We start from the raw sequence: 25,684 nt of genomic DNA on the forward strand, positions 1-25,684 counted from the left end.
TACAGAAAGAGCATCCTTTTTTCCGGATGCTCTTTCTGTATTTATTTTTTATTTATTTGCAAATGATTACACGGAGAACATTGAAAAGGAATTTTCCCTAAGCAATTAAGATTCGTTTCACAAATTTGTTCTATCGTTGGAACAAATGGAATGACAACTATGTTACTTTCTACCATTTGTGTAACAGGTGGCAATACTGTGCCTACTTGATGTTCGAAACGAATACTCGCTTGGTTTATATAATTCCCTGAACCGCTTGGTGCTCTCTCCACTACTACTTGGAACGAAACTGTCTGTGCCTCACCCGGATTTAAACTTCCTATAAGAAATCCTGATACTGGATTTACATTTGACACTGGCGTATTATCAACAGTTACACTTCCAAGGACAAATCGAACACTACTATCTAACATATCTTGAAAACGAATATTTTGTATTGCTGTATCCCCCGTATTTGTAATAACTGTCGTAAACGTAATAACATCTCCAATCGTTGCTGTTTGATGGTCTGCCGTTTTTACGACTGTCGTTGAGACATTTTGAGGAATAAACGGGATAACAACTGTATTACTATCACCTTCAACTACTACTGGCGGCTCATTCGGATTTACAGTTGCGAGCCCATTCGCTGTAGCAGTATTTGTAACTAAATTATTTATTTGTTCTCCTGTTATGACAACTTGGAAATTAATAATTGCTGCATCATTTGGCTGAAAATCACCTAACGGAATACCAGTATTCGGGTTAGCGAATGGAAAAGGTACATCATTTACCGTTACCGTGCCATTTATAAATAGCGTATTCGGATCAATGATATCTGTTAACACAATATTGGTCATAGGAACTGTACTATCATTTATAACGGCAATTCCGTAAGTGACAACATCCCCTACCATCGCTACTTCAAAGTTTGCTCCTTTTGCAACAAATAAGATTGCAGTATTTACCGTTACAATAACTGTATTGCTCGTGTCCATCAATGTAACTGGCGGCTCTCCTGGTACTAAAATATATTCTGCTAACGCTCCAGCAACATTTACTACTGTTCCACCATCCGGAAAACTTGTAATCGTAGCTTCATATGTTACAAGTGCCGTCTCACCAACTGGAATATCTGGTATCGTAAATCCAATCTGCGGATTTAACCCCGGTTGTGGAACCCCATTTATCGTTACACTATTTGGTACGAAATCAGCTTCCTGAGATAGTACATCGATAAATTGAACATTCATTGCATCAGCAGTACCAGTATTTAATATACGAACAGTATACGTTACCGTTTCTCCTACGCCAACAACTGAATGGTCTACTTCTTTTAGCATTTCTAAGCTGCCTCTATTTATCGGCGTAACCGTCGTATTACTTGAATTTGTAATTGTAGACGGAGGTTCTCCTGGAATCAATTCGAAATCACCCGTTACTCTTGCTGTATTCATAATGCTACTAGACGGCGGAACTGCGATTACATTTACTTCAAATGTAATTAATACGCTATCCCCTACTGCAAGATCCGATAATGAAAAGCCTACAAATGGATTTAAACCTACTTGCGGAATCCCATTTATTTGTACACTTCCAGGAACGAATTCTAAACTAGGTGATGGGACATCAATAAACTGAACATTCGTTGCTGTTACCGTTCCCGTATTTGTAACTTGCACACTATACGTTAACGTATCTCCTAAACGTGTTGCTTCTTTATTTACAGATTTTATAACGCTAAAACGCCCTCTATTTATTCTTGTTATCGTCGTATTACTCGGCTCTGTTACTACAACCGGTGACTCTCCTGGTACTAAAGTAAAGCTTCCTGTTATATTTGCAACGTTCGTAATTGTTCCTGATGACGGGATGTTTGTAACTATCGCTTGAAACGTCACGATAACCGTTTCACCAACTGGTATATCTCCAACTCCAAATCCAGTAATTGGATTTAAGTTTGGTTGCAGGGCTCCATTTATCGTTACACTATTTGGTACAAATGACGCTCCTGCTGAAATAGTATCAATAAACTGAACATCATTAGCTGTTACTGTTCCTGTATTCGTTATTTGAACCGTATACGTTAATACATCTCCAACGAGAGTAGCAGCCCTATTTACTTGTTTTATAACATTAAATTGTCCTCTATTTACAGTAGTAAGTGTTGTATTGCTCGGCTCTGTTACTATAACTGGTGGTTCTCCTGGTACTAATACAAAACTTCCTGTTACATTTGCCGTATTGGCAATTGTTCCGTTTGTTGGCACACTAACAACAGTTACTTGGAATGTGACTTCTACACTTTCACCTGGATTTATATCTGGAAGCGGGAATCCATTGTTCGGATTGAACCCAGGTTGTAACACACCGTCTATCGTTACACTATCTGGTACAAATGTGATAGAGGCCGGTAATACATCGCTATATTGAACATTCGTCGCTACCACTGTTCCTGTATTTTGAACGACTGTTGTATATATGATTGTATCGCCTACTGCAACAACCGGTTGACTCACTGATTTTAAAACATTTAAACCAGGTTCATTAATTTCTGTTAATGTCGTATTACTTGTCGTTGTTTCTGTAATAGGCGGCTCTGTTTCACTTACAGCAAATGTCGCTGTAACGTCTACAAAGTTAACAATCGTTCCACCTTCTGGTATGCTCGTAACCACTTCTTGATATGTGACACGTGCAAAACTATCTACAGGTATATCTGGAACTGTAAAACCAATGAAAGGATCTAATCCTGGTGCCGGTACCCCGTTTATGCTCACGCTTCCTGGTATAAACGCTACACCAGCAGAAGTCGTATCGATAAATTGAACATTGGTTGCTGGCACTGTTCCGAAATTAAAGATCAATACATCATACGTTAATATTTCTCCTACAGTGGCTACTTCCTTATCTACTAGTTTCAATGGAAAAATAAACGCTATATTAATTGTCGTAACGACTAAATTCGTTAATATCGTTTCCGTAATTGGTGGTTCCTGCGGATTTGGTTGTGAAGTAAATGTAACGTCCGCATCATTTAATATGACTTCATTATCTGGAATTTCTGTAATTGTCACTTGGAATGTGACCTCAATACTTCCACTAGCGATTAATAATGGCGTAACTGTAAATCCTATTTCTGGATTTAAACCAAGTTGCTGCACTCCACCTATCGTTACACTACCTTCTACAAACGTCGTTCCTTCTGGTATGACATCTTGGAAGAATACATCTGTAACAGGGATAATCCCTACGTTTGAAATGAGCACGGTATACGTTAATACATCTCCAACAGCCCCAGTTGCAACATCAACTGTTTTTGTTGCTGTTACTTCACCAGGAGGAGGTAACGGTATTGTAACTACCGTTGTATTACTTGAATTCGATGTTGTTACAGGTGGTTGTAAAGGATTTAATAAAAAAGTGGCTGTAGCAGATGCTGTATTTAATACTGCTCCACGTGTAGACGGTGCAACTACCATAACTTGGAACGTTACTGTCAATGATGTTCCAGCTGCAATATTCGGAAGTGCGAAACCAACATTTGGGTCAAATCCAGGTTGTGGCGCTCCATTTATCGTTACACTATTTGCGACAAATGTTGTCTCTGCAGCAATTGGATCAATAAAAGAAACATTCGTTGCTGTTACTGTGCCGTTATTTCGAATGACTACAGAATACGTGTAAGTTTCTCCAAGTGCTGCTTGTTGTACAGATGAAGATTTTTGTATATTTAGCTGTGCTGTGTTTACTTGCGTCACTACAAAATTACTATTTGTTACAGTCGTTATTGGAGGGTTTGCTGGATTTATAAGAAAACTTGCAGTAACGTTCGATTGGTTTCTTATATTTCCACCGTTCGGAACACTCGTCACTGTAACTTGAAACGTAATCGTAGATGTTTGCCCGACCGGAATATTTGGTACTGGGAAACCTGCCATAGGATCCGCACCTTGCTGCACGACTCCGTTTATCGTCACACTATTTGCTACAAAGGCAGTACCAGACGGAATTGGATCTTGAAAAATAATATTCGTTGCAGGAACAGTTCCTGTATTTTGAATAAGAATCGTATACGTTAACGTATCTCCTACTCCTGCTTGCGATGTATTTACACTCTTCATTACATTAAGTGATCCTACATTCACTCGCGTCACAACAATATTACTAATCGTTACAATTGTAATTGGCGGCTGGAGAGGGCTTACTTGGAAATCCGCAGTTACATTCGCAGTATTCGGAAGAACTCTATTTGGTGGTACACTCGTGATTGTCACTTGAAAAGCAACTGTTACCATCCCTCCTACTGGAATATTGGCAAGTGGAAATCCAGTTGTTGGGTTTAAACCTGGTTGAGATGTTCCGTTTATTGTTACACTATTTGTTACAAACGTTGTTCCAACTGGAATTGGATCAAGAAATGATACATTTGTCGCTGCTACCGTTCCACTATTTTGTATACGAACTGTATATGTTAACGTATCTCCTATTCCTGCTTCAGTAGCGCTTACACTCTTTCTCACATTTAACCCTGAAGAATTCACGACTGTCATAACAGTATTACTTGGTACCGTTACAGTAATTGGTGGTTCTGTGGGATTTACAAGAAAATCTCCAGTTACATTCGCATTATTTAGGACATTATTTCCTTGGGGAATGTCATCAATTAATACTTCAAACGTAACAATTACACTCGCACCAGTAGGCAAATTATTTAATGGGAATCCGAATTCTGGATCTGCCCCTTCTTGTAAGACCCCATTCACAAAGACACTGTTTTCAATAAATAATGTACCTTGTGGAATTGAATCTTGGAAAAATACATTTGTTGCTGGTACACTACCTGCGTTTATGATTTCGATTGTATATACTAAAACATCCCCTACCGTTGCAACATCCGTATTCACTGATTTCACAACTTCAAAGTTCCCTGATTGTACTGTTGTATTCACAATGTTACTTGGAACATTGATTGTTACGGGTGGTTCACTCGGATCCACTTGAAAACTTGCTGTTACATTTGCTTGATTTAAAATATCTTCATTTTCTGGATCCTGTACAATTAATACGTCAAATGTGACTACAACTGTTTGAGCCGCAGGAATATTCGGAAGAGAAAATCCTGTATTTGGATTCAATCCACTTTGTGGTACGCCATTAATTGTTACAGAATTTGCAACAAATGAGACAGCGGGAGAAATAGTGTCTTGGAAAAACACGTTTGTTAACGGAACGTTTCCTGTATTTTGGACGGCAATCGTATATGTTAAAGTATCACCTACTGCCGCTTGTGTCGTATTCACTTCTTTTATTACATTTAAACCACCTGTATTAACTTGTGTCACAACTGTATTCGTTTGTCTATTAATCGTCACTGGTGGTTGATTCGGAATAACAACGAAATTAGCAGATACATTTCCGCGATTCGCAATCGTGCCTCCGGATGGCGTAGATGTAACCCGTACTTGAAATGTAACCGTCCTACTTCCGCCTGGAGAAATATTTGCTATCGTAAACCCAGTTGCCGGATTTGCTCCAGGTTGTGAAATCCCATCTATAGTTACACTATTTACGATAAAAGTCGTTCCAGTTGGGATTGGATCTTGAAAAACAACATTCGTCGCAAGTACATTTCCTGTATTCTCAATTGTAACGGTGTACGTAAGAACGTCATTTACAGTTGCAAAAGCTCGATCTACTGTTTTTCGCGTTCTTATATCAGCTACATTAATTGTAGTAAATACAGTATTACTTGTCGCTTGACCTGAAATTGGTGTTTGACCAGGCACTGGGGTATAGGTAAATGTTGCACTCGCACGATTTGGAATTGGATTTACAAGAGGATTAGATGTTACTCGAACTTGAAAGCGGACTACAGTCGTTTGCGAGGCATTAATACTCCCAAGATTAATACTACTTGCTGGATTTGCTCCTGGACGCGCTACTCCATTCACCGTAACACTATTTGGAACAAATGTTGTTCCAGCAGGGATATTATCAACAAAAATAACATTGTTCGCAGTGATGTTTCCATTATTCGTCACATTAACTGTATACGTTAATATGTCATTAATTGTTGCTGTTTGCAAATCTACAGACTTTTGTAAGCTTACATTCGCACGATTAATTATCGTCTGTACTGTATTTGAAGAAGCTGTACTTGTAACGAGTGGGCTTCCTACGAAAGGACGGAATTGATAAGATACCACCGCACGATTTGGAATTGGATTTGGATTTGGAAATGACGTGATCCTTACCTGAAATGTTACAATTCTCTGCGCATTATTAGGTATCGTTCCTAAATTAATTCCACTAGCTGGGTTCGCGCTCGGTTGCGCTACTCCCCCTACCGTCACACTACCAGTTATAAACGTCGTTCCGTTTGGAATACTGTCTTGTAATACAACGTTATCTGCACTTCCTGTCCCTGTATTCGGAACAGTAATTGTATAGGTGAGAATATCTCCAACTCCTGCAACTGTTTTATCAACTGATTTAACAGGATTAATAATTGGACCCGTCGCATCAATTTGAACACCAAAACCAGCTGCAGCGTATCCATCTCCATTTGTAACGAATCGAACTGTTGCTGACGTTTGATTATTTACTAATGATGAAGTGGCATTTACATTTGTAATATCCCATCCTTGTCTTCGGACAGCCAAAGCTATCCCTAACGGCTGATTCAACTCTCCAAACGTTCCAGTTGTATCTAACTCTCCAATGTCGTTACAAATTTGTGACTGAAAGAAATTATTAGCAGGGTTTCTCGGGCCGAATAATGCAATTGTAGCATTTGCATTCGGGCCGAAGCGAAGTTGATCTCCAACAATGTTGGAATCACCTTCTTGAGCAGTTACGAGCACTCTTCCTGTAACTGCTCCTGTTCCCGGAGTAGCAAATCCTGAAATGATAGTATCAACTGGTGGTGATGAAGCATCGATAATTTCTTGACCTGCATATACCGACAAATTCCGAAGTGGTAAACTTGCATTTTGATACACTACCTCAAGCGTCCATCCAGCTGAACGACTGATTGTCGGATCAGCCGAAGTTCTTGTAGCTGGCACGGCCCCTGTCGTATAAGTCCCTGCCCCACCCGCACTAACAAGATTCGTTACATTAGCAGAGCGAGCATAATAAAACTGATTGCCTACTGAACCTTGCTGCGCGGTAGCAGGGTCTGGCGTAACAGAAAATGTTCCTGCTGGTGTTGTAAATGTAATATTATCATTTAAAAATGGTAAAACATCTTCCGTATCAGTCCGGAAAGTTCCTGCCCAAACTAACTCTGCATACAAAATACTACTCCCTGCCGGAAGATTTAAAATTGCACTTGAAGAATTCAATCGCCAGTCATCCGTTGTACCTGCTGGGAACCCTGGTACTTGCAGCGCTGTATTTACCGTTGTAAAAACAGCAAGTGTACCAAAAATATTACCTGGTGCAGGCGATGTGGGACTAAGTCCTAACGTGTTCCCAGTGAACGTGACGGCACCAGTTACTGTTGTCGTAAAGCGATTCAAAAAAGGCACGTAATCATCTCATTTCATTTATAGTAAAAAGTGCTCTATACTATAAAATGTAGACAAACTATGCAATGTACTTTGTCCAACAAAATTCCGCACGTATGAGAGGAGCTTACTACACTATGCGCTATGTTATTATAACAGGAACTTCACAAGGTTTAGGTGAGGCTATCACCGCGCAATTGTTAGAAGAAAACACGAGTATTATCTCTATTTCTAGAAGAGAAAATAAAGAACTTACGAAACTTGCACAGCAATATAATAGCAATTGTGTTTTCCACTCCTTAGATCTTCAAGATGTACATAATTTAGAAACGAACTTTAACAAAATCATTTCATCTATTCAAGAAGACACTGTATCATCTATTCATTTAATTAATAACGCTGGTACACTCGCACCTATGAAACCAATTGAAAAAGCAGAAAGCGAACAATTCATTACGAACGTTCACATTAATTTACTTGCACCTATGATTCTTACATCTACTTTCATGAAACATACGAAAGAATGGAAAGTAGATAAACGCGTTATAAATATTTCATCTGGCGCAGGAAAAAATCCTTATTTCGGATGGGGCGCTTATTGTACAACGAAAGCAGGTGTAAATATGTTTACACAGTGCGTAGCGACTGAAGAAGGGGAAAAAGAATACCCAGTAAAAATCGTCGCTTTTGCACCTGGTGTTGTTGATACAAATATGCAAGCACAAATTCGTGAAACAAATAAAGAAGACTTCACAAATTTAGACCGCTTCATCACATTAAAAGAAGAAGGAAAACTATTATCACCTGAATATGTAGCAAAAGCTATTCGTAACTTACTAGAAACTGAAGACTTCCCTCAAGGCGAGGTTATTAGAATTGATGAATAACAAAAAGGCGTGCTAAATTAGCATGCCTTTTTGTTCTACTTCTCTAAAAATATAAGCATAGACTCCGCAATTTTCTCATAACCAATTTCTTGGTAAATTTTATTCGATGTCGGATTCGCTAGATCAGTATATAACGTAGTTGTCTTGTATCCTTCATCTAACATACGTTGACTAAGTGCCGCTACACAATTAGATGCGTATCCCTTTTCCCTTGCTTCTTTCGGCGTATACACGAAATTAACTGTTATATTATTTTTAGTTGGGCGTGTTTTTGCAGCTACAGAAACAAGTTTTCCGTCTATTTCTAAACCAAATAGACGACGATTAGTAATTAATATATGTGCGGTTTGTTCCGCTTCTTCTTTTGTAGTAGGAAGATTCACTTCTTCGCAAAATTGGTATATCCACTGTTCTATTACTGGTAGCTCATCACTACTTACTTCTTTAAAGACTCCATCTCCGTTCCACTTTTTCTTCACTTGTTTTAATTCATATATACCTTGCTCCATTGCAATAGTAGTTTTCTTATTTTCTAACACGGCAATCTCTTCCGCTAATCTCTGTACAATTTTCTTATTACCAATTAATCCAGGAACATTCGGATATACTTCCGCTAATTTTTTTGCAAGTTCCACGATGGCCTCTTCCACCATTTCAGACGTAGCAACAATAATTTGTTTCTTTTCTTCTGTTTGAAGAAATACAATTGTAATTTCTTCCTCTTGTTTTACTACCCCCATAAATATCGGTTGTTGTACCATTTGTAATACACCTAATATGAGATTATTTTCCTGTTCATTTTTTTCTAAAAATGGTGTAACCGCTTCTTTAAAATTAACAATCTCTTCATATACACGTAATTGAATCATCGACAATCTCTTCTCTCTATTTATAGTTTCATTAAGTATTGGCGATTAATTCATTAAATCCTTCTTTTACGATTCAATAATATTCGAAACTAATATATTTAAATCATTTTCCACTTGTAAAACTCTCTGTTTTTCCTTTTCAAATACCTCTTCTTCTTTCCAAAATGACTCTTTTCGACTTTTAATCATGCGCTCCATTTCTTTTTTACTCGGTCCACCGTACACCTTTCTTTTTTGAATAAATGCTTCTGGCGATATAATTTCTTCCCACTCTTTTTCTAATAATTGTATTTTAAATTTTTCTTGTAAGTATATATTCACATCTTTGAAACATAATTCATGTAGCTCCTTTTTCTGTTCCAATGACATATTCGCAATAACACTTGCTACATGATGAGCATGCCGAAATGGAATGTCATAGTTTTTTGTTAAAACATCTGCGAAATCCGTTATCGTAATTGCATGTTTATAGGAACGACTTTTCAACGTTTCTTCTTCTACTTTCATCGTTCGAATGACTGCATTCAAAATGCAAAATACACGAATAGCCTTTTCAATTCCTTTATATAAATACGGCTGCAAGTCATCTTCCGTATCGACAATATCACCAAATGGTGTATTATGAATCATTTGAAATACTGTAAATGCTTCTCCAAAAGCACTACTCGTAATTGCACGGGCATGTTCAATTGAAACTGGATTTCGTTTTTGTGGCATAATACTACTAATTTGTACATATGGCCTTGCAACAGTAATACCATCATATTCTTTCGTCGCTAATAGTAAGAAATCATGAATCCATCTACTCGTATTCGTCATCATTACCGTAAGTAACGAGCTAACCTCTAATAAATAATCAGCTCCAGCGACAGCATCATATGAGTTCTCAATTACATTAGTAAATCCAAGTAAATCAGCAACTCGCTCTCGTTTAATTGGGAAACTTGTTGTAGAAAGAGCAGCTGCTCCCATTGGCGATTGATTTAAAAGTGTGTACGTTCGTTTTATTCTTTCTAAGTCTCTCTGCATCGTATCATAAATCGCTAACGTATAATGACCAAATGTTGTTGGCTGCGCTGGTTGTGTATGTGTATAAGCTGTCATAATCGTTTCCTTATGATCATCGGCAAGTTGCAGCATACTTTCTTGCAATAACAAATGATGTTCCATTAATTGTAGTACGTATCGCCTTAAACTCATGCGATACATCGTTACACCCATATCATTTCTACTTCTACCAATATGCATATTACTTACAAAATCGCATTTCGCTTCTTGAAAAATTAAATGTTCCACTAAAAAAAAGAGATCTTCATGCTGCTCTGTATAGAGCAATTGATCTTTTGGAATTCCCTCTATCTTTTTTAGTGCGTTTAATATAACTTTAGCTTCTTCCTTTTTCATTAAATTTTCTTCCGTCAGCATTGTAATATGCGCTTTATGCACTTGAAACATGTCTTTCAATAAGTAATTTCGTTGAAACTCAAATACATGTTGTAATACGCAATTCACGTATGTTTTCCCAGGGAAATCAGCGCCTTCGCTCTTTATAAACTCTTCTTTACTTTGTTTCATCACCTTTTCCCCTTTCACCTAAGTATTACTACCCATCATACCCAGAGATAGGAAAAAAGTGCTTGTACACAAAAATAAACTCGGTGCTCTCTGCACCGAGTTTATTTAATAAAAGTCGCATCATACTTATCACTTTGCAACACTTGAAAATGTAAGTTTGCTAAATGTTTCCGTATTTCTGCGCTGTCATCTTCATTTAAATTATTTGCTAAGAACACTATTTCTGTACAGTTCCCGCGTTTATCCATTGCATAAACTGCTTTTGTAACTGTCCATGGCGTATAACCATTTTTTTGCCCAGCATGTCTAAATGTTTTACGGTATTTCTTGGCACTCATGTCTGTTTCAACGATATTTGCCCACACTTTTTCTTCAGCTTCTGTCAAGCCACCTTTATGGTTTGCCTTTTGAAGTAATACCATATAATCATTTGCAGAAGCTGCTGGTAATCTATCTGACCAAATTTTGTCGTAACGTTCCTCTAAATAAAGCGGAATTTCCTTCTGTAATAATGGTCCCTTCTTCTTTAAGCGTTCATGAATAATCATCGCATATTCACGATATTGCTCTTGAGACATTTCTTTTAACTTTTTCTCTATTTTATATTTTGGAACATGTAATTCTTTATGCAAATATCCCGGGATATACAAAGATGAAACGATTGGAAATAGTGGTTGATGTGCAGGAAGTGATAAACTTTGTAAATTCCGATTAATATTATCTAATCCTAACACTTCCATTAAGTACTCAGCATTTGCATTTGAACTAAACTTAACCATTCCTTTTGCTACTTCTTCTAAAGAAACCGCTCCTTCAGTTATCTTTCCTTTCTTTTCCAAGTACCTTTGCCATCTATCTTGCGCACCACCATCTGTATTCGGTACATAATACCGATTCACATCATTAATGGAAACGAAACTAGAAGAATCAATTTTCCCTTCCGTAACTTGTTTCGTATATTCAAGCGCTATAATCAATTTCATCGTACTAGCAACTGGTAATACAACATTTGGATTTACAGAATAAACAACTTTATCATTTCTCTTTACTAGAAGTGCACTATTTTTTTCATCTTTATGTTCTTCAATAAAAGATGCAATATACTGTGCATCATCATTATTTGAACTCCACACTTTTTTCACTAAAAAGTTACCCGATATTAGCAAAACGAAAATACCCACAATCACTGCGCATACTATAGTTTTTTTCAAGTAAAATTCCTCTCCTATTGTGTAACTCTTCTCTCTATCTTTAAAAAACAAAATAATGGAGATGGTTATTCAAATAACCATCTCCATTATTTTAACTTGTATACTCCTATTATGTCTACGTCATGATTTTCACAAAATCCTCAAGGAATTTTTTATAATGTAATGACCAACCAATTCGCACCCAGTTTTTTAAGGCTTTTGCATCAGGTTGAGGACGGAAATCTGCAATACTTTCTCCTTTTGCTATTCCCACTGTATCTACATCTACACGGCGATACACATAATCCAATATTGAAGGATTTGCGGCAACCATCATTGTAACGACGTCATGTACTGGACTTCCTTTTATTTTCGGATTTAATTTTCTATAAGCTTTATAATAATACGTAAAAATCGGTTCAATTAATTTATTAAAACTTGTTTTAGAATGTTTCGTAATATACTTTACCATCTCTGGCGTAATAATAGCTTCAGATGTAACATTGAGCGGCACCAGTGTCACATTCTTGGCATTTTGCATAACTAATTGCGACGCAATCGGATCACTATGAAAATTCGCCTCTGCGACTGGTGTAACATTGCCAGGCATTAAGAAAGCACCGCCCATTATATAATATTCTTTCACATACTTCATCATTGGCTTTTCTAAAATAAATGCTGTCGCAAGTGTCGTTGACCTCCCAGCATCAACTATAATTAATTCTCCTTTATATTTTTCAAGAATGTCAAAAAACTCACAAAAAGGCTTTATATTTGGAGAAAGATTTTTCGGTGGTCGAATTGGTCCTAAACCTTCCGCCCCATGAATTTCTGGATAATACGTTGTAATATCTCCAGATAAAGGAATTTTCGCACCATTAATAACTGGTATATCTTCCCTACCTGCTAACTGTAATAAATATGCCGCATTACTTGTCGCCTTTTCTTGCGTTACATTTCCATATCCTGTAACCACACCAACAATATCAATATCAGGATGCAACAATCCATACATAATTGCTAAAGAGTCATCAATTCCTGGGTCTCCTAAAAATAATACTTTTTTCATCGACCTCAACTCCATCCCCTCAATTGTTATTAATTTATGAATAACAATCGGCATACAGAATAAAAAAGAACAATTTCATACGAAAAAACGCAGTCCTATAAGGACTACGTTCTCCAGCTAACCTATACAGTTTTTTTTACAGCACTCATACTTCCAATAATGTAAGCGATAAACGCAAAACAAATCGGAAAGACAACTGTATGTATACCAAACGGATTTGGATAGAAAAGGTGAATACACATATATGAACCTACTCCAACGAAAATGGAAGCAAGCGCTCCTGTTGCATTTCCTTTCCTCCAATATAACCCTAATACGATTGGCCAAATGAATGCTGCTTCTAATCCACCGAAAGAAAATAAATTTAGCCATATTAAAAAATCTGGTGGTTTAATGGCCGCTGCATAAACGAGTAGTCCTACAATACCAGTAATCCACAAACTTCCTTTTTTTATCGTACTGTCTGCTGCATCTTTATTTATGTAATTTACGTATATATCTTTAATAATTGACGAGCTTACAAGTAATAATAACGAGTTTACTGTAGACATAATCGCTGCCATTGGTGCAGCTAAGAAAACTCCAGCTAACCAAGGTGGCAACACTTCCATCGCAAGTAGCGGCATTACTTTATCTGGTACCGTTATACCTGGAAGTACTACTCTTGCAAATACACCTGTTAAATGCATACCGATCATAATTGTACCAACGACAACTGTTCCAATTATTAAAGCTTGGTGCATAGCTTTTGAATTTTTATAAGACATGGCACGCACGCTAATTTGTGGTAAACCTACAACACCAATTCCAATTAAAATCCAAAATGATGTCACATATGACTTCGTTAAACTGCCATCTGCTCCGAATGGTGTAATTAAATTTGGATTGATTTGAACAAGTTCCTGCATAATCTTTTCAATTCCACCACCAGCAATGACAGTAGCAATTAAAATGATTGTCGTTCCAACTAACATAATAATTCCTAATAATGTATCTGATAAAGCGACTGCACGAAATCCACCAATTAATACGTAAACAAGTACAGAAAAAGTAAATAAAAATAGTGCTGTTGTGTACGATAGACCCGTTAGTGACTCGATTAATCGTCCACCACCGACCCACTGGGCTACTGTCGCTGAAAATAAAAAGATAATAATACATAACGCAGAAAGTATAACAACTGCTTTATTATTGTATCTCCCTTTTAAATAATCGATAAGAGTAATGGCTTCCATCTTCCTAGCGATAATTGCAAACTTTTTACCGATAACCGTTAAAACGATATACCCTGTTACAACTTGAATCGCAGATAACAATACCCATCCAAGCCCCATATTGTAAGCAATACCAGGACCACCAATAAAGCTACTTGCACTACCGTACGTAGCAATCATTGTCATCGCTAATAATAAACCGCCTAGCTCACGCCCACCAAGAAAATATTCTTGTAAAAATTTATTATGAGCAGTTGCTTGAACGCGTCTTGAAGCATATACACCAATTAAAAATACAACGATAAACGAAATTATCATTGGAATGATTACATACCAATTCATCTATTATTCCTCACTTTTTTCTTCCTCATCGAGTGAAATATCTTGAAATACAAAACGAACAACTAAACTAAGTAAAATAACCATAACGATAAATCCAACGATACAGCTATAAAAAAACCATGCGGGAAAACCTAATACATATGTATATTCACTCGGATTTTTACTACCAAGCCCATAAGCGAATCCGTACCATATTATAAAATTAATAATAGCAAGTCCAAGACCAATTAACGCTTCTCTATGGGCTATTCGAAAGCGTGGATCATCATGATAATCTTTCATTTTTCCCCCTCCTCTCACGATGTATTATTGTACCATTGTTCTTCTAGTTTTTCCTACTAGAAAGCAAAACAAGCAGGATTTTTTATAATCATATAGAAGATTCTGTTACATTACATATTTTTTACAATTGTAACACAAATGAAATTTGAATTTTCAGTATTTATTAATTATGATTTTAATTAGAGGCTTTCCATCTAGTTTCCACATCCTTGATTTCGGAATAAGCGCCGTCTCGTACTGCGTTTACATTATATTTTCAAGGGGGTTATACAATGAGTCAACTAGCTGTAAATCTTCATGAAAAGGTAGAAAAGTTTCTTCAAGGTACAAAAAAGTTATATGTGAATGGATCTTTCATTGAAAGCGCTTCCGGAAAAACGTTTAAAACACCAAACCCAGCAACTGGTGAAACACTTGCTGTCGTTTCTGAAGCTGGTCGCGAAGATATTCATAAAGCTGTAGTCGCAGCTCGCATGGCTTTTGACGAAGGTCCTTGGTCTCGTATGAGCACTGCTGAGCGAAGCCGTCTCATGTACAAGTTAGCTGATTTAATGGAAGAACATAAAGAAGAGCTTGCACAGCTCGAAACGTTAGATAACGGAAAGCCAATCCGTGAAACAATGGCAGCAGATATACCACTTGCAATTGAACATATGCGCTATTATGCTGGCTGGGCTACGAAAATCGTTGGTCAAACAATCCCTGTTTCCGGTAATTACTTTAACTATACACGCCATGAAGCTGTTGGTGTCGTCGGTCAAATTATCCCTTGGAACTTCCCTCTTCTTATGGCGATGTGGAAAATGGGAGCAGCGCTTGCTACAGGATGTACAATCATTTTAAAACCTGCAGAACAAACTCCACTATCAGCTCTATACTTAGCTGAATTAATTGAAGAAGCTGGATTCCCGAAAGGTGTTATTAATATTGTTCCTGGATTCGGTGAATCAGCTGGACAAGCACTTGTTAATCATCCACTCGTTGATAAAATTGCATTTACTGGTTCTACTCCAGTCGGTAAACAAATTATGCGACAAGCATCTGAGTCATTAAAACGCGTTACACTTGAGTTAGGCGGTAAATCACCAAATATCATCTTGCCAGATGCTGATTTATCTCGCGCGATTCCTGGTGCCCTTTCTGGTGTTATGTTTAACCAAGGGCAAGTATGCTCTGCTGGATCACGCTTATTTGTTCCGAAGAAAATGTATGATAATGTCATGGCTGATCTCGTCCTCTATTCTAAAAAACTAAATCAAGGTGTCGGTCTTAACCCTGAAACAACAATTGGTCCTCTCGTTTCCGAAGAACAACAAAAACGTGTAATGGGCTACATTGAAAAAGGGATTGAAGAAGGCGCTGAAGTACTTTGCGGAGGAAGTAATCCATTCGATCAAGGCTACTTCGTTTCTCCTACAGTATTCGCTGACGTAAATGATGAAATGACGATCGCAAAAGAAGAAATTTTCGGTCCAGTTATTTCTGCAATACCGTTTAACGATATTGATGAAGTAATTGAACGTGCAAATAAATCGCAATTTGGTTTAGCTGCTGGTGTGTGGACAGAAAATGTTAAAACTGCACACTATGTTGCAAGTAAAGTACGTGCAGGTACAGTATGGGTAAACTGTTATAACGTCTTTGATGCAGCATCTCCATTTGGAGGATTTAAACAATCTGGCCTCGGCCGTGAAATGGGATCTTACGCATTAAATAACTATACAGAAGTGAAGAGCGTTTGGCTTAACTTAAATTAATGAGAAAGAACCTGACCTACCTGGTCAGGTTCTTTTCATTATGTATTCCTTTAAACTTGCAGTCCTCCGCTCACATTTAATACTTCACCTGTAATATAGGATGCGTATTCTGATGCTAAAAAGGCTGCTGCGTTCGCAATATCTTCTGGCGTTCCAATTCTACCAACTGGAATAGCGCCAACCATCTTTTCTTTCACTTTATCTGGTATCGTTTTTGTCATATCTGTATCCATAAACCCCGGACAAATCGCGTTACAAGTAATACCGAAACTTCCAACTTCTTTCGCTGCCGTTTTCGTTAAACCTACAACTCCTGCCTTTGTAGCCGCATAATTTGCTTGCCCTATGTTTCCTTCTCTACTAATTGAAGATATATTAATAATGCGCCCATACCCTTGTTGTCTCATGTAAAGAAGCGCTGGTTGCATACAATAAAAAACTCCAGTTAAGTTTACTTGTAATACTTGTTCCCAAGCAGACTTCTCCATTTTATGTAACATTGCGTCTCTTGTAATTCCAGCATTATTCACCAAAATATGTAATGTACCAAATTTTTGAACCGCATATTCAATTAACGACTTCGCTTCATTTTGATTACTTACATCACATCGATATGAGCACACTTCATATCCTTCATCTGATAACTCACGTGTCGTTTTTTGTAGATTCTCTTCATTTACATCGCTAATTAATACTTTCGCCCCTAGTTTTGCATAAACCCTTGCAATCTCTTTTCCAATTCCCTGTGCAGCTCCTGTTACAACAGCTGTTTTCCCGTTTAAAAACTCCATCCCTATCCCCCATTTCTATTACTTATACTGTATATTTCGGCTTTTTACTTTCCAATTCCTCTTTGTATAAAAAAGTCTATTTGTGTCAAACTAACTTTGCAACGTCGCATAAAGTGAAACTTTAATCAGTGGGGGTTTTCTTCATCCCCCACTGATTATTAGCCCTCACCAATCGGACTTTTATGGGCAGCCCGACCCCCACCTAACTTCTTTACTTTCGCTGAATTTTGAGGTGAGGTCTTACTGCCCATTAAAGCGGGATAAAGTGCAAGGAGATTGTGTCGAATGAACAAAAAAAATTTCAAACAAAACAAAGCTACTGATGGCATTGATGTTGAGTTCTCTCGCGAACTCGCTGACCACAATGACTTAGAAGCAAACGCACGTGCAAATGCCGCTGATGCACGTCAAAAGCGCCAATCAACCGAAAAATAAGGTACATCACAACCTTATTCTTTTCAAAAGGGACCTACTACCCAACAAAATAAACCGAGAGACATCTCTCGGTTTATTTTTTATATTTTTTTGCATAATGAGCCAAAGTAAGCAACGGATATATATGAGCATAACTATGATAACGAATATAAAACCCACCTGGTAAACCTGTTCCAGTAGGATATTTTTCATTTATATAAGAGTTGGAGAGCAAATATGAAATACCTTTTCGAATAACTGGCGTTTCTTTATCATAGTAAGAAATGAGGGCATCTAACGCCCATGCTGTTTGGGATGGTGTACTAAACGGCAAAGTAACAAATCTTTTTTCCACACTACTTTGGCAAGATTCTCCCCAGCCACCATCTTCATGCTGTATATGTTCAAGCCATAAAGCTGCTCGTTTTAATGATGGATTGCTAGATGGAATTCCGAATGACCGTAAACCTGTCATAACAGCCCACGTACCATATATATAACAAATTCCCCATTTCCCATACCACGATCCATTTTCCTCTTGTACATTCATTAACCAATTTATCGCACTTTGTTTTTGTTTCTCGGGCAATTCATTTTGCGTATACGTCCCAAACAATTCTAACACTCTTCCTGTAATATCTGGTGTAGAAGGATCTGTAATCATATCACTTGCATTTTCGATTGGTAAATTTGCTAATATACGGCTCGTTACCCCTTTTTCAAAAGCCCCCCAACCACCATCATTATTTTGCAATCCTTTAACCCAATTAACAGCTCGCTTCCAAGCATTGTCTACATTTTCGTTCCCTCTACTTCGCGCCAATGCTCTTAACGCAGCAGTTGTATCATCAATATCTGGAATCGTCGTATTCACATCCGAAAAGCCCCAACCCCCCGGGAAGAGATCCGGTGCATGTACACTCCAATCTACTTTCTTCGTTTGCTGTTTTCTTAGTAAATATGCTGATGCATTGTGAATCACTTTACTTGCTTTCGGAACTTGAGCTTCTTGCAAAGCATAACTGAGTAAAGCTGTATCCCATATAGTTGATGGAGAGTTTTGCAAATGGCTCCCTCTTTCCATCTTCCATATATAAGATGTGATTCCCGTTATAGCCTTCTCAATAATTGGTGATTGAATAGAATGTCCTAATGCAAGTAAAGCATAAATCATATAAAACGAGGCAGTTGCGTAGCTATATAATGTTCCATTTTCATCAATACGCTCTTTCATAAAACGTTCTACTTCCTCATATCCTTTATGATGCAAAGAAAGTGGATACGTTATAATTTTCTTCACGTCACTTAATAATGTTTGAAAAACCGGAGACCGGTCCTCCCGAAACCATTCTCCGCCCCCGCCTGCAATGTGATTTAAATTTGGCAATAACTTTTTCCCTACTCGAAATCTTTTATTTAAACAAAGCATCATCGGAATTAAATGAATACGTGCTGAGCTACTCAGTTCAAAAATACTGAGAGGGGAATCATTCTGCAGAAACATAATTGGTGTTGGCAAATGAAAGAGAGAAGGATATTCATATTCTCCATGAATCGCTAATAAAAACTTCGTCATAAAATGAGCACGCGCTACCCCACCGCGCTCATTTATAAACATTTCCGCTCGCTTCATATTCGCATCTTCTTTTGTATATTTTTCCGATGCAAGTAAGGCAGCATAAGATTGAATTGTAGCAGATAAATTCCCCCCCGCTTCATCTTCATACAATTTCCATGTTCCTTCATTTGTTTGGAGTGATGCTAATCTTTTTACAAACGGTTCTATCTCTTTATCTCTACCTAATAATTTTAATAAGAAAATCATATGACAATCTGTTAGTAGAGCTCCTTCAAAACAAAACCGCCACGTACCATCTTGCCGTTGCATTGTTTGAAGTGCAGTTGTTCTTCTCGCTATTTCTTCATGCACTTTTTCATATAATAACAAGTTACTCACCCACCCTTTCGAAATCCGTATAACGATATTCAAAAAGATAGCTGAATATGTATGAAAACAAAGAAAAGCAGAACATATAAAATGTTCTGCTCATAAACAATATCCTACTCCGACAATAATCCCTAATAAAGCACCGACTACTACTTCATACGGTGTATGCCCAACAAGTTCATTTAACTTCTTATATTCTGTTTCTCTACCGTGAAAAAACTCATTCAATATTTTTGCTTGTTTACTTACTGCAAGCCTTACTCCTGAAGCATCATACATAACTATAATGGCAAAAATAGCAGCAACCGCAAACATCGAGCTTTCCACACCTTCCACAACTCCAACTCCTGTAGCAAGCGCTGTAACTGTTGAAGCATGAGAACTTGGCATCCCACCTGAAGCAAAAAACTTTGCAAAATCAAATTCACCTGTTTTGACTAATTTAAAGACTACTTTCGTTAATTGTGCTAAAAACCATGAAAGTACAGCAGCCATAAGCGGATCGTTATGTAAAATTGTTTCCACGTTCTCAGCTCCCTACTAGCTATAATGGAAATCCTATATAGTATCAGTATAAAGAAAAATGCGTAGAAAATACTACGCATTATGATACTTTTGCTGATTTATTTTTTATAAATTTCGGTTGTTTCTGCACTAAGAACTTTGTCTTCGCTACCGAGAATACAAATAAAGCAACCCATATACAGAAAAATGCAATCATATGTGTAGCTGTGAAATGTTCACCAAATACAAATACACCTAAAATTAAGCTAATTGTTGGCGCAATATATTGTAAAAATCCGACCATATAAAGTGGAATAAGTTGCGCTCCTTTCGCAAAATAAAATAGTGGTAATGCTGTTACAATGCCTGCTCCTATTAAAAGTAACGTTGATAACATGGAAATAGATCCAAATGAGCCGAAACCATGTGTGCCTGTCATAACAAGGTAAATGATTGCAAACGGCGTCACTAACATCGTTTCCATCGTAAGCCCGATTGTCGCATCATAGTTTAACAATTTTTTCGTTAATCCGTATAATCCAAATGAAAAGGCAAGTGAAAGAGAAACCCACGGAATAGATCCGAAACGTACTGTTAAAATGACAACTCCTACTCCAGCTAAACCAACTGCAACATATTGCCAAAAGTTTAACTTTTCCTTTAAAACGACTGTACCAAGTAAAATACTAATAAGCGGATTAATATAATAGCCAAGACTCGCTTCAATAACATGATTATGATTAACAGCCCATATGTAAACAAACCAATTTCCGCTAATCAAGACTGAAGCTATTGTTAATGACATTAATAATTTAGGTCGTTTAAAAAGATTCACAAATTCCCCAATAAACTGGCGAAATCTCTTCGTAACACCTAATACGAGTAACATAAAAACAAACGCCCAAACGATGCGGTGTGCTAATATTTCATCTGCAGGAACTTCTTCAACCCATTTCCAATAAATCGGCAGAATACCCCACATCGTATAAGCACCAGCCGCATATAGTATCCCTTTTTTTTGCTCTGCTGATTGACTCCCCATCTTCCTTTTTCTCCTCTTCTCATTTTTTCTCCATTATACGTTCTCATATGCTCACTTTACCAATAATCAATCTGCATTTCTTTCGACATTTCTCATACAACGAATAATAAACATACCGTTATTGCAACAAGTAACGGTATGCCGAAAACAAATTTCTTTTTATGAGTTTTATGATGAAACATATACATACCAATCCAAGCTCCAACTGCTCCCCCAGCTGCCGCTGATAAAAACAACGTACTTTCTGGCGTTCTCCACTGTTTCTTCTTTGCTTTTCGTTTATCAAGCCCCATAAGGCTAAAAGCTATAACATTAATAATAATAAAATAAATCCATTTCATCGCTTTCTCTCCTTATGAAAAATTCGATTAATAGTAACACGAAAAAACGACGGAAACAACTGAAGAACGCTTTTTATCAAACTAGTTTAATTCATTACTTGCATATTTATATAACCAATTAAAATCGCAGTTATAGCAATTAAACAAAAAGATGTTATGAGCAGAAGCTTATATTTCATTCCCTTCACCCACTACCATATCATCGAAAAAACTTCTCTCAATCTCTTTTTCATCAAAATAAAGAACTACGATTAACCCTACGTATAAAGAAACGAAATTTAGAAACCATTCGCCATTATCATCTTTGTTAGCTAAACATTTAAATATCTCTTGAAATTGCATACGCTCGTCTGCAGCAACAATGGGACGTACACCAAAGTATTTCAATACGAGATTCAGCTTCAGTTGCACGGATAATGATAAAATATATTTTAATAGCTTCGTATACTCTGCACTATCTTTTTGACTATACAACTTCACAAGCTTTGGATGTAAATTCGAAATCGATAATTCCTCGTCAGTCACTCTAGTTACTTCTATCGTTTCAATCATCTTTTTCATATCCATCACATTCACCCCTTCTGAAAAAATTCTAAAGCCAAAGAGTACTTAATTCAAAATGTATAATAATTGTGCGTTTCTCGTCTCTCGTTCTTCCTCACTGACTAAATCATACTTTTTTAGGAGGTGAAAAACATCATTTAATAATTTCTGTGAATGAGTACCTTGCAAAAAATTCTTTAACTCTTTAAAAATCCCTTCAGGTAAAAAATTCTTTTGACTTTCAAGCTTATTCATCACATCTTCAATAGAATGATCAATGTTACATGCCATACTAAACTTCCCCCTCTATCCTCTATAAATAATATCCTCAGCTAACGATGTAAACACTTCTCCAACAAGAGAATCTTCATCATATACAGATGAACCATTATTTTCTTCACGTTTCGCAAAAGGTATTTTGGCAATTACTTCTGTTTGCAATTGTTCTGCAAGCATTTCGCCGCCGCCTTTTCCGAAGAGATAATTTTTCGATCCATCTTGTTCTTCATAATAAGCCATATTTTCCACAATACCTAAAATCTCATGCTTCGTATGTTTTGCCATTACACCGACTCTTGAAGCAACGAATGAAGCTACATTGTGCGGAGTTGTAACAATTATTTCTTTCGCTTGCGGAACCATTGCCGCAACATCAATGGCAACATCTCCTGTACCTGGTGGTAAATCAAGTAATAAATAATCTAATTCTCCCCAGTGCGTATTCGCAAGGAAATTTTGAATCCATTTATTTAGCATCGGTCCGCGCCACATCACTGGGTTATTTCCTTCTGTAAAGAATCCCATCGACATGATTTTAACACCGTGACTAATGACTGGAATTGCCGTTTGATCAATCATCGTTGGTTTCTTATTCGTTTCCATCATAGCTGGAATACTAAAACCATATATATCTGCATCTAATATCCCCACTTTTTTGCCCATACGAGCTAGTGCAGTTGCAAGATTAATTGTCACCGTTGATTTTCCAACTCCGCCTTTTCCGCTCGTTACAGTAATAAAACGTACTCCTGAATCCGGGCGAAGCATACTCGGCATACCAGTTTCTGTTCTAGTATTTTTCTTTAACTTCTCTGTTAAAGATGCACGTTCTTCTTGTGTCATAGAGCCAAATATTACCTCCACTTTAGAGACACCAATTGCGTAAAGTGATTCTTCAATATCTTGTTGAATTTTTGCTTTTAACGGACAACCTTGGATTGTTAGTACTACTTCAAGTTTAACCTCTGTTCCGTTCATTTGTATATTTCTAACCATATTTAATTCTACAACACTTTTGTGTAACTCTGGATCCTCTACATGTTTTAATGCATTCATTATTTGTTCTTGAGTAAGCATAGAACTCATCCCTTCTCTTATTCTAATTTATATACCACATCTTCTTGGCGCTTCATCTGGTGAAAAAACTTATTATCCCCCGCTAACGGGCGGGATTAATGCGACTATATCTCCAGTTTTTATCATATCTTCATTCATTACAAACTCTTCATTAACAGCCACCATCACTTTATCCAGCGTTTGTAAACAATAGCTGGCTTTGAGCCATTCTTTTAATTGCTGCACTGTCATTTCTTGCTTTTCTGAAATCACTAATCGATCCAATCCAACTTCCTCACGCAAATTTGCAAACAGTAAAATTGTAATCATTTTCTCATTCTTCCTTCTTTGGTTTTCCTTCTGAATATGGTGTGTTTTCAAGTTGATCTCCAACCCACATCGTTCCATCTTCCCAAAATTCTTTTTTCCAAATTGGAACGATTCGTTTTATACGTTCAATCGCGTACTCATTCGCTTCATAAGCTACTTTACGATGCGGTGATGAAACTGCAATGACTACTGCAATATCCATTATTTCTAGCCGCCCTACACGGTGCGTAATTGCTACTTTTGCGTCCGGCCATTTCCCACTAATTTCTCCACCAATTCTCATAAGTTGTTTTACTGCCATCGGCTTATATGCTTCATACTCTAAATGTAGCGTTCGTTTTCCTTTTGTTAATTCTCTCACCGTACCAATAAATGTTGTAATTGCTCCTGCTTCTCTTCTTGCAACCTTATTCGTTACTTCTTCAACTACAATCGGTATATCTACAATTTCAAATAGCGCTTGTCCCATTAGAACCACCTCTCCCTTTACAAAATGTCCAAGGCCATTTACTACCTTCGTTATCTTCTAATAAAAGAACATCGACAAACATATCTTTTTTATATCCTCTTGTCCCGCCCGGCAATACGATAAACGCGTTTGATTCTGCCAATGAAGAAACTGAGCTAGATTTATCAAACCCTGATGGATAAGCGATTAACTGACCTTCGTTATATGTCAATTTTGCTCGTACAAATCTTGTAAATGGATTCGGTTTTAGAAAATCTTCTCCTAATAACGCTTTTTCTCTTTTTAAATGTACTTTTTCACTAAACATATACGTCCGAATACACGGTCTTGCGAATAATTCAAACCCTACGTAACAAGCTGATGGATTTCCTGATAAACCAAATAATAACTTGCCATTTAATTGTGCTACAGTCGTAACACTTCCTGGTCGCATTGCAACTTTATTAAAAAGAACAAATGCACCTAACTTTTCGTAAATAGCTGGTAAATAATCATAATCTCCTACTGATACACCGCCCGTTGTAATTAACATATCGACTTGGCCAAGCGCTTCTTTCACAGCTGTAAAACACGTATTAAAATCATCACTAAACTTCCCAAAATATTTTACTCTTCCGCCTGCTCTTCGGATTTGAGACAATATCATATACGTATTACTGTTTCGGATTTTCCCTGGCTGTAATGACTCATTGACATCCAGTAATTCACTCCCAGTCGCTAACAGTCCAATTACAGGCTTTCTCGCAACTGGTACTTCACTATAACCGAATGTAGCAAGAAGAGCTGAAATACCTGGATTAATGTACGATCCTTTCTTTGCAAGAACTGTTCCTTTACGAGCATCTTCACCTTGAACAGAAATATTGTCGCCCGTTTTGAATGATCGCTTCACTTCTATATAATTGTTGCCATTCTTCTCATATTGACGAGTCAGCTCTAACATAACAACCGCATCACACCCAGTCGGAATTTGTGCTCCCGTCATAATTCGAACTGCTTGAAACGGACCTACTTTCTCATGGAATAGCGATCCTGCACCAATTTCACCCACTACTTCAAATACAATTGGCGTTTCATAACTTGCTAAATTAGTATCTTCTGCTCGAATAGCAAATCCGTCATACGGCGAACGATTAAATGACGGTACATCATGGTCAGCTACTAAATCCTCTGCTAATATACGTCCGTAAGCTAATTCAATTGGTAATAGCTCCTTTAAGCCTTTATGAGCAAATCCCATCACTTTACGAACAGCTTCTTCAACCGTAATTGGCACTCTTCTTTCCATT

21 protein-coding genes are annotated in these 25,684 nt (G+C 37.3%); 3 read left to right on the forward strand and 18 right to left on the reverse strand.

Going from position 1 to position 25,684, the window contains the following annotated elements; translation table 11 throughout:
- Positions 1-41: 41 nt before the first annotated feature.
- Complete coding sequence (locus tag BAQ53_RS16535) at positions 42-7,514, reverse strand: DUF7507 domain-containing protein (RefSeq protein ID WP_208905966.1); 7,473 nt, start codon at positions 7,512-7,514, stop codon at positions 42-44.
- Between the two features lie 116 nt (positions 7,515-7,630).
- Here BAQ53_RS16535 and BAQ53_RS16540 point away from each other — a divergent pair, with 116 nt between their 5' ends.
- Entirely contained in the window at positions 7,631-8,380 is a 750-nt protein-coding gene (locus tag BAQ53_RS16540) for a (S)-benzoin forming benzil reductase (protein ID WP_208905968.1), read from the forward strand.
- Positions 8,381-8,415: 35 nt separating this feature from the next.
- Here BAQ53_RS16540 and BAQ53_RS16545 read toward each other — a convergent pair whose 3' ends face one another.
- The 6 genes from BAQ53_RS16545 to BAQ53_RS16570 form a co-directional block, all read right to left on the reverse strand.
- Positions 8,416-9,249 (reverse strand): GNAT family N-acetyltransferase, encoded by an 834-nt coding sequence (locus BAQ53_RS16545; protein WP_208905970.1) that lies wholly within the window; start codon positions 9,247-9,249, stop codon positions 8,416-8,418.
- 66 nt (positions 9,250-9,315) lie between these two features.
- Positions 9,316-10,842, reverse strand: coding sequence for an argininosuccinate lyase (gene argH, locus BAQ53_RS16550; RefSeq protein ID WP_003302262.1), 1,527 nt, complete (start codon positions 10,840-10,842; stop codon positions 9,316-9,318).
- An 83-nt stretch (positions 10,843-10,925) separates the two neighbouring features.
- Positions 10,926-12,035, reverse strand: a complete 1,110-nt coding sequence (locus BAQ53_RS16555) for a serine hydrolase (RefSeq protein WP_000751356.1) — start codon at positions 12,033-12,035, stop codon at positions 10,926-10,928.
- Positions 12,036-12,150: 115 nt separating this feature from the next.
- The gene (locus tag BAQ53_RS16560; protein ID WP_003302260.1) at positions 12,151-13,137 is read right to left on the reverse strand and encodes a nucleoside hydrolase; all 987 of its coding nucleotides are present in this window, start codon (positions 13,135-13,137) and stop codon (positions 12,151-12,153) included.
- Positions 13,138-13,205: 68 nt separating this feature from the next.
- Complete coding sequence (gene panF, locus BAQ53_RS16565; protein ID WP_001104823.1) at positions 13,206-14,639, reverse strand: sodium/pantothenate symporter; 1,434 nt, start codon at positions 14,637-14,639, stop codon at positions 13,206-13,208.
- Positions 14,640-14,642: 3 nt separating this feature from the next.
- On the reverse strand, positions 14,643-14,921 hold the full coding sequence (locus BAQ53_RS16570) for a YhdT family protein (RefSeq protein WP_000656244.1): 279 nt from the start codon (positions 14,919-14,921) through the stop codon (positions 14,643-14,645).
- A gap of 272 nt (positions 14,922-15,193) precedes the next feature.
- Here BAQ53_RS16570 and dhaS point away from each other — a divergent pair, with 272 nt between their 5' ends.
- Positions 15,194-16,678, forward strand: a complete 1,485-nt coding sequence (gene dhaS, locus BAQ53_RS16575) for an aldehyde dehydrogenase DhaS (RefSeq protein ID WP_000080283.1) — start codon at positions 15,194-15,196, stop codon at positions 16,676-16,678.
- Positions 16,679-16,728: 50 nt separating this feature from the next.
- On the opposite strand, the gene fabG is transcribed toward dhaS, so the two are convergent.
- Entirely contained in the window at positions 16,729-17,469 is a 741-nt protein-coding gene (gene fabG, locus BAQ53_RS16580; protein WP_000395038.1) for a 3-oxoacyl-ACP reductase FabG, read from the reverse strand.
- Positions 17,470-17,754: 285 nt separating this feature from the next.
- On the opposite strand from fabG, the gene BAQ53_RS16585 reads away from it, so the two are divergent.
- Positions 17,755-17,904 (forward strand): YfhD family protein, encoded by a 150-nt coding sequence (locus tag BAQ53_RS16585; RefSeq protein ID WP_001035808.1) that lies wholly within the window; start codon positions 17,755-17,757, stop codon positions 17,902-17,904.
- A gap of 73 nt (positions 17,905-17,977) precedes the next feature.
- Here the strand turns inward: BAQ53_RS16585 and BAQ53_RS16590 are convergent, their stop codons facing one another.
- The 10 genes from BAQ53_RS16590 to BAQ53_RS16635 all read right to left on the reverse strand — a co-directional run bounded on the left by BAQ53_RS16590 (position 17,978) and on the right by BAQ53_RS16635 (position 25,683).
- The gene (locus BAQ53_RS16590; protein WP_208905972.1) at positions 17,978-19,831 is read right to left on the reverse strand and encodes a terpene cyclase/mutase family protein; all 1,854 of its coding nucleotides are present in this window, start codon (positions 19,829-19,831) and stop codon (positions 17,978-17,980) included.
- 99 nt (positions 19,832-19,930) lie between these two features.
- Positions 19,931-20,356 (reverse strand): divergent PAP2 family protein, encoded by a 426-nt coding sequence (locus BAQ53_RS16595; RefSeq protein WP_000447824.1) that lies wholly within the window; start codon positions 20,354-20,356, stop codon positions 19,931-19,933.
- Positions 20,357-20,435: 79 nt separating this feature from the next.
- Positions 20,436-21,377, reverse strand: coding sequence for an EamA family transporter RarD (rarD, locus tag BAQ53_RS16600; protein WP_208905984.1), 942 nt, complete (start codon positions 21,375-21,377; stop codon positions 20,436-20,438).
- 92 nt (positions 21,378-21,469) lie between these two features.
- Positions 21,470-21,718, reverse strand: a complete 249-nt coding sequence (locus BAQ53_RS16605) for a DUF1294 domain-containing protein (RefSeq protein WP_000871325.1) — start codon at positions 21,716-21,718, stop codon at positions 21,470-21,472.
- Between the two features lie 168 nt (positions 21,719-21,886).
- Positions 21,887-22,285 carry a nucleoside triphosphate pyrophosphohydrolase family protein gene (locus BAQ53_RS16610; RefSeq protein ID WP_000367298.1) on the reverse strand — a complete coding sequence of 133 codons (399 nt, stop codon included), beginning with the start codon at positions 22,283-22,285 and terminating at the stop codon, positions 21,887-21,889.
- A gap of 42 nt (positions 22,286-22,327) precedes the next feature.
- Positions 22,328-22,552, reverse strand: a complete 225-nt coding sequence (locus BAQ53_RS16615; RefSeq protein ID WP_000752373.1) for a hypothetical protein — start codon at positions 22,550-22,552, stop codon at positions 22,328-22,330.
- 15 nt (positions 22,553-22,567) lie between these two features.
- Positions 22,568-23,617: a P-loop NTPase gene (locus tag BAQ53_RS16620; protein WP_000957516.1), complete on the reverse strand. Its 1,050-nt coding sequence runs from the start codon at positions 23,615-23,617 to the stop codon at positions 22,568-22,570.
- A 72-nt stretch (positions 23,618-23,689) separates the two neighbouring features.
- Complete coding sequence (moaD, locus tag BAQ53_RS16625; RefSeq protein ID WP_000628483.1) at positions 23,690-23,926, reverse strand: molybdopterin converting factor subunit 1; 237 nt, start codon at positions 23,924-23,926, stop codon at positions 23,690-23,692.
- Between the two features lie 4 nt (positions 23,927-23,930).
- Entirely contained in the window at positions 23,931-24,395 is a 465-nt protein-coding gene (gene moaE / locus BAQ53_RS16630; protein WP_000529378.1) for a molybdopterin synthase catalytic subunit MoaE, read from the reverse strand.
- The gene (locus BAQ53_RS16635; protein ID WP_000442204.1) at positions 24,376-25,683 is read right to left on the reverse strand and encodes a molybdopterin molybdotransferase MoeA; all 1,308 of its coding nucleotides are present in this window, start codon (positions 25,681-25,683) and stop codon (positions 24,376-24,378) included. The genes moaE and BAQ53_RS16635 overlap by 20 nt, the downstream gene beginning before the upstream one ends.
- Between the last annotated feature and the right edge of the window lies 1 nt (position 25,684).

Source organism: Bacillus sp. B25(2016b), from assembly GCF_001679765.1.
Taxonomy (GTDB): domain Bacteria; phylum Bacillota; class Bacilli; order Bacillales; family Bacillaceae_G; genus Bacillus_A; species Bacillus_A thuringiensis_K.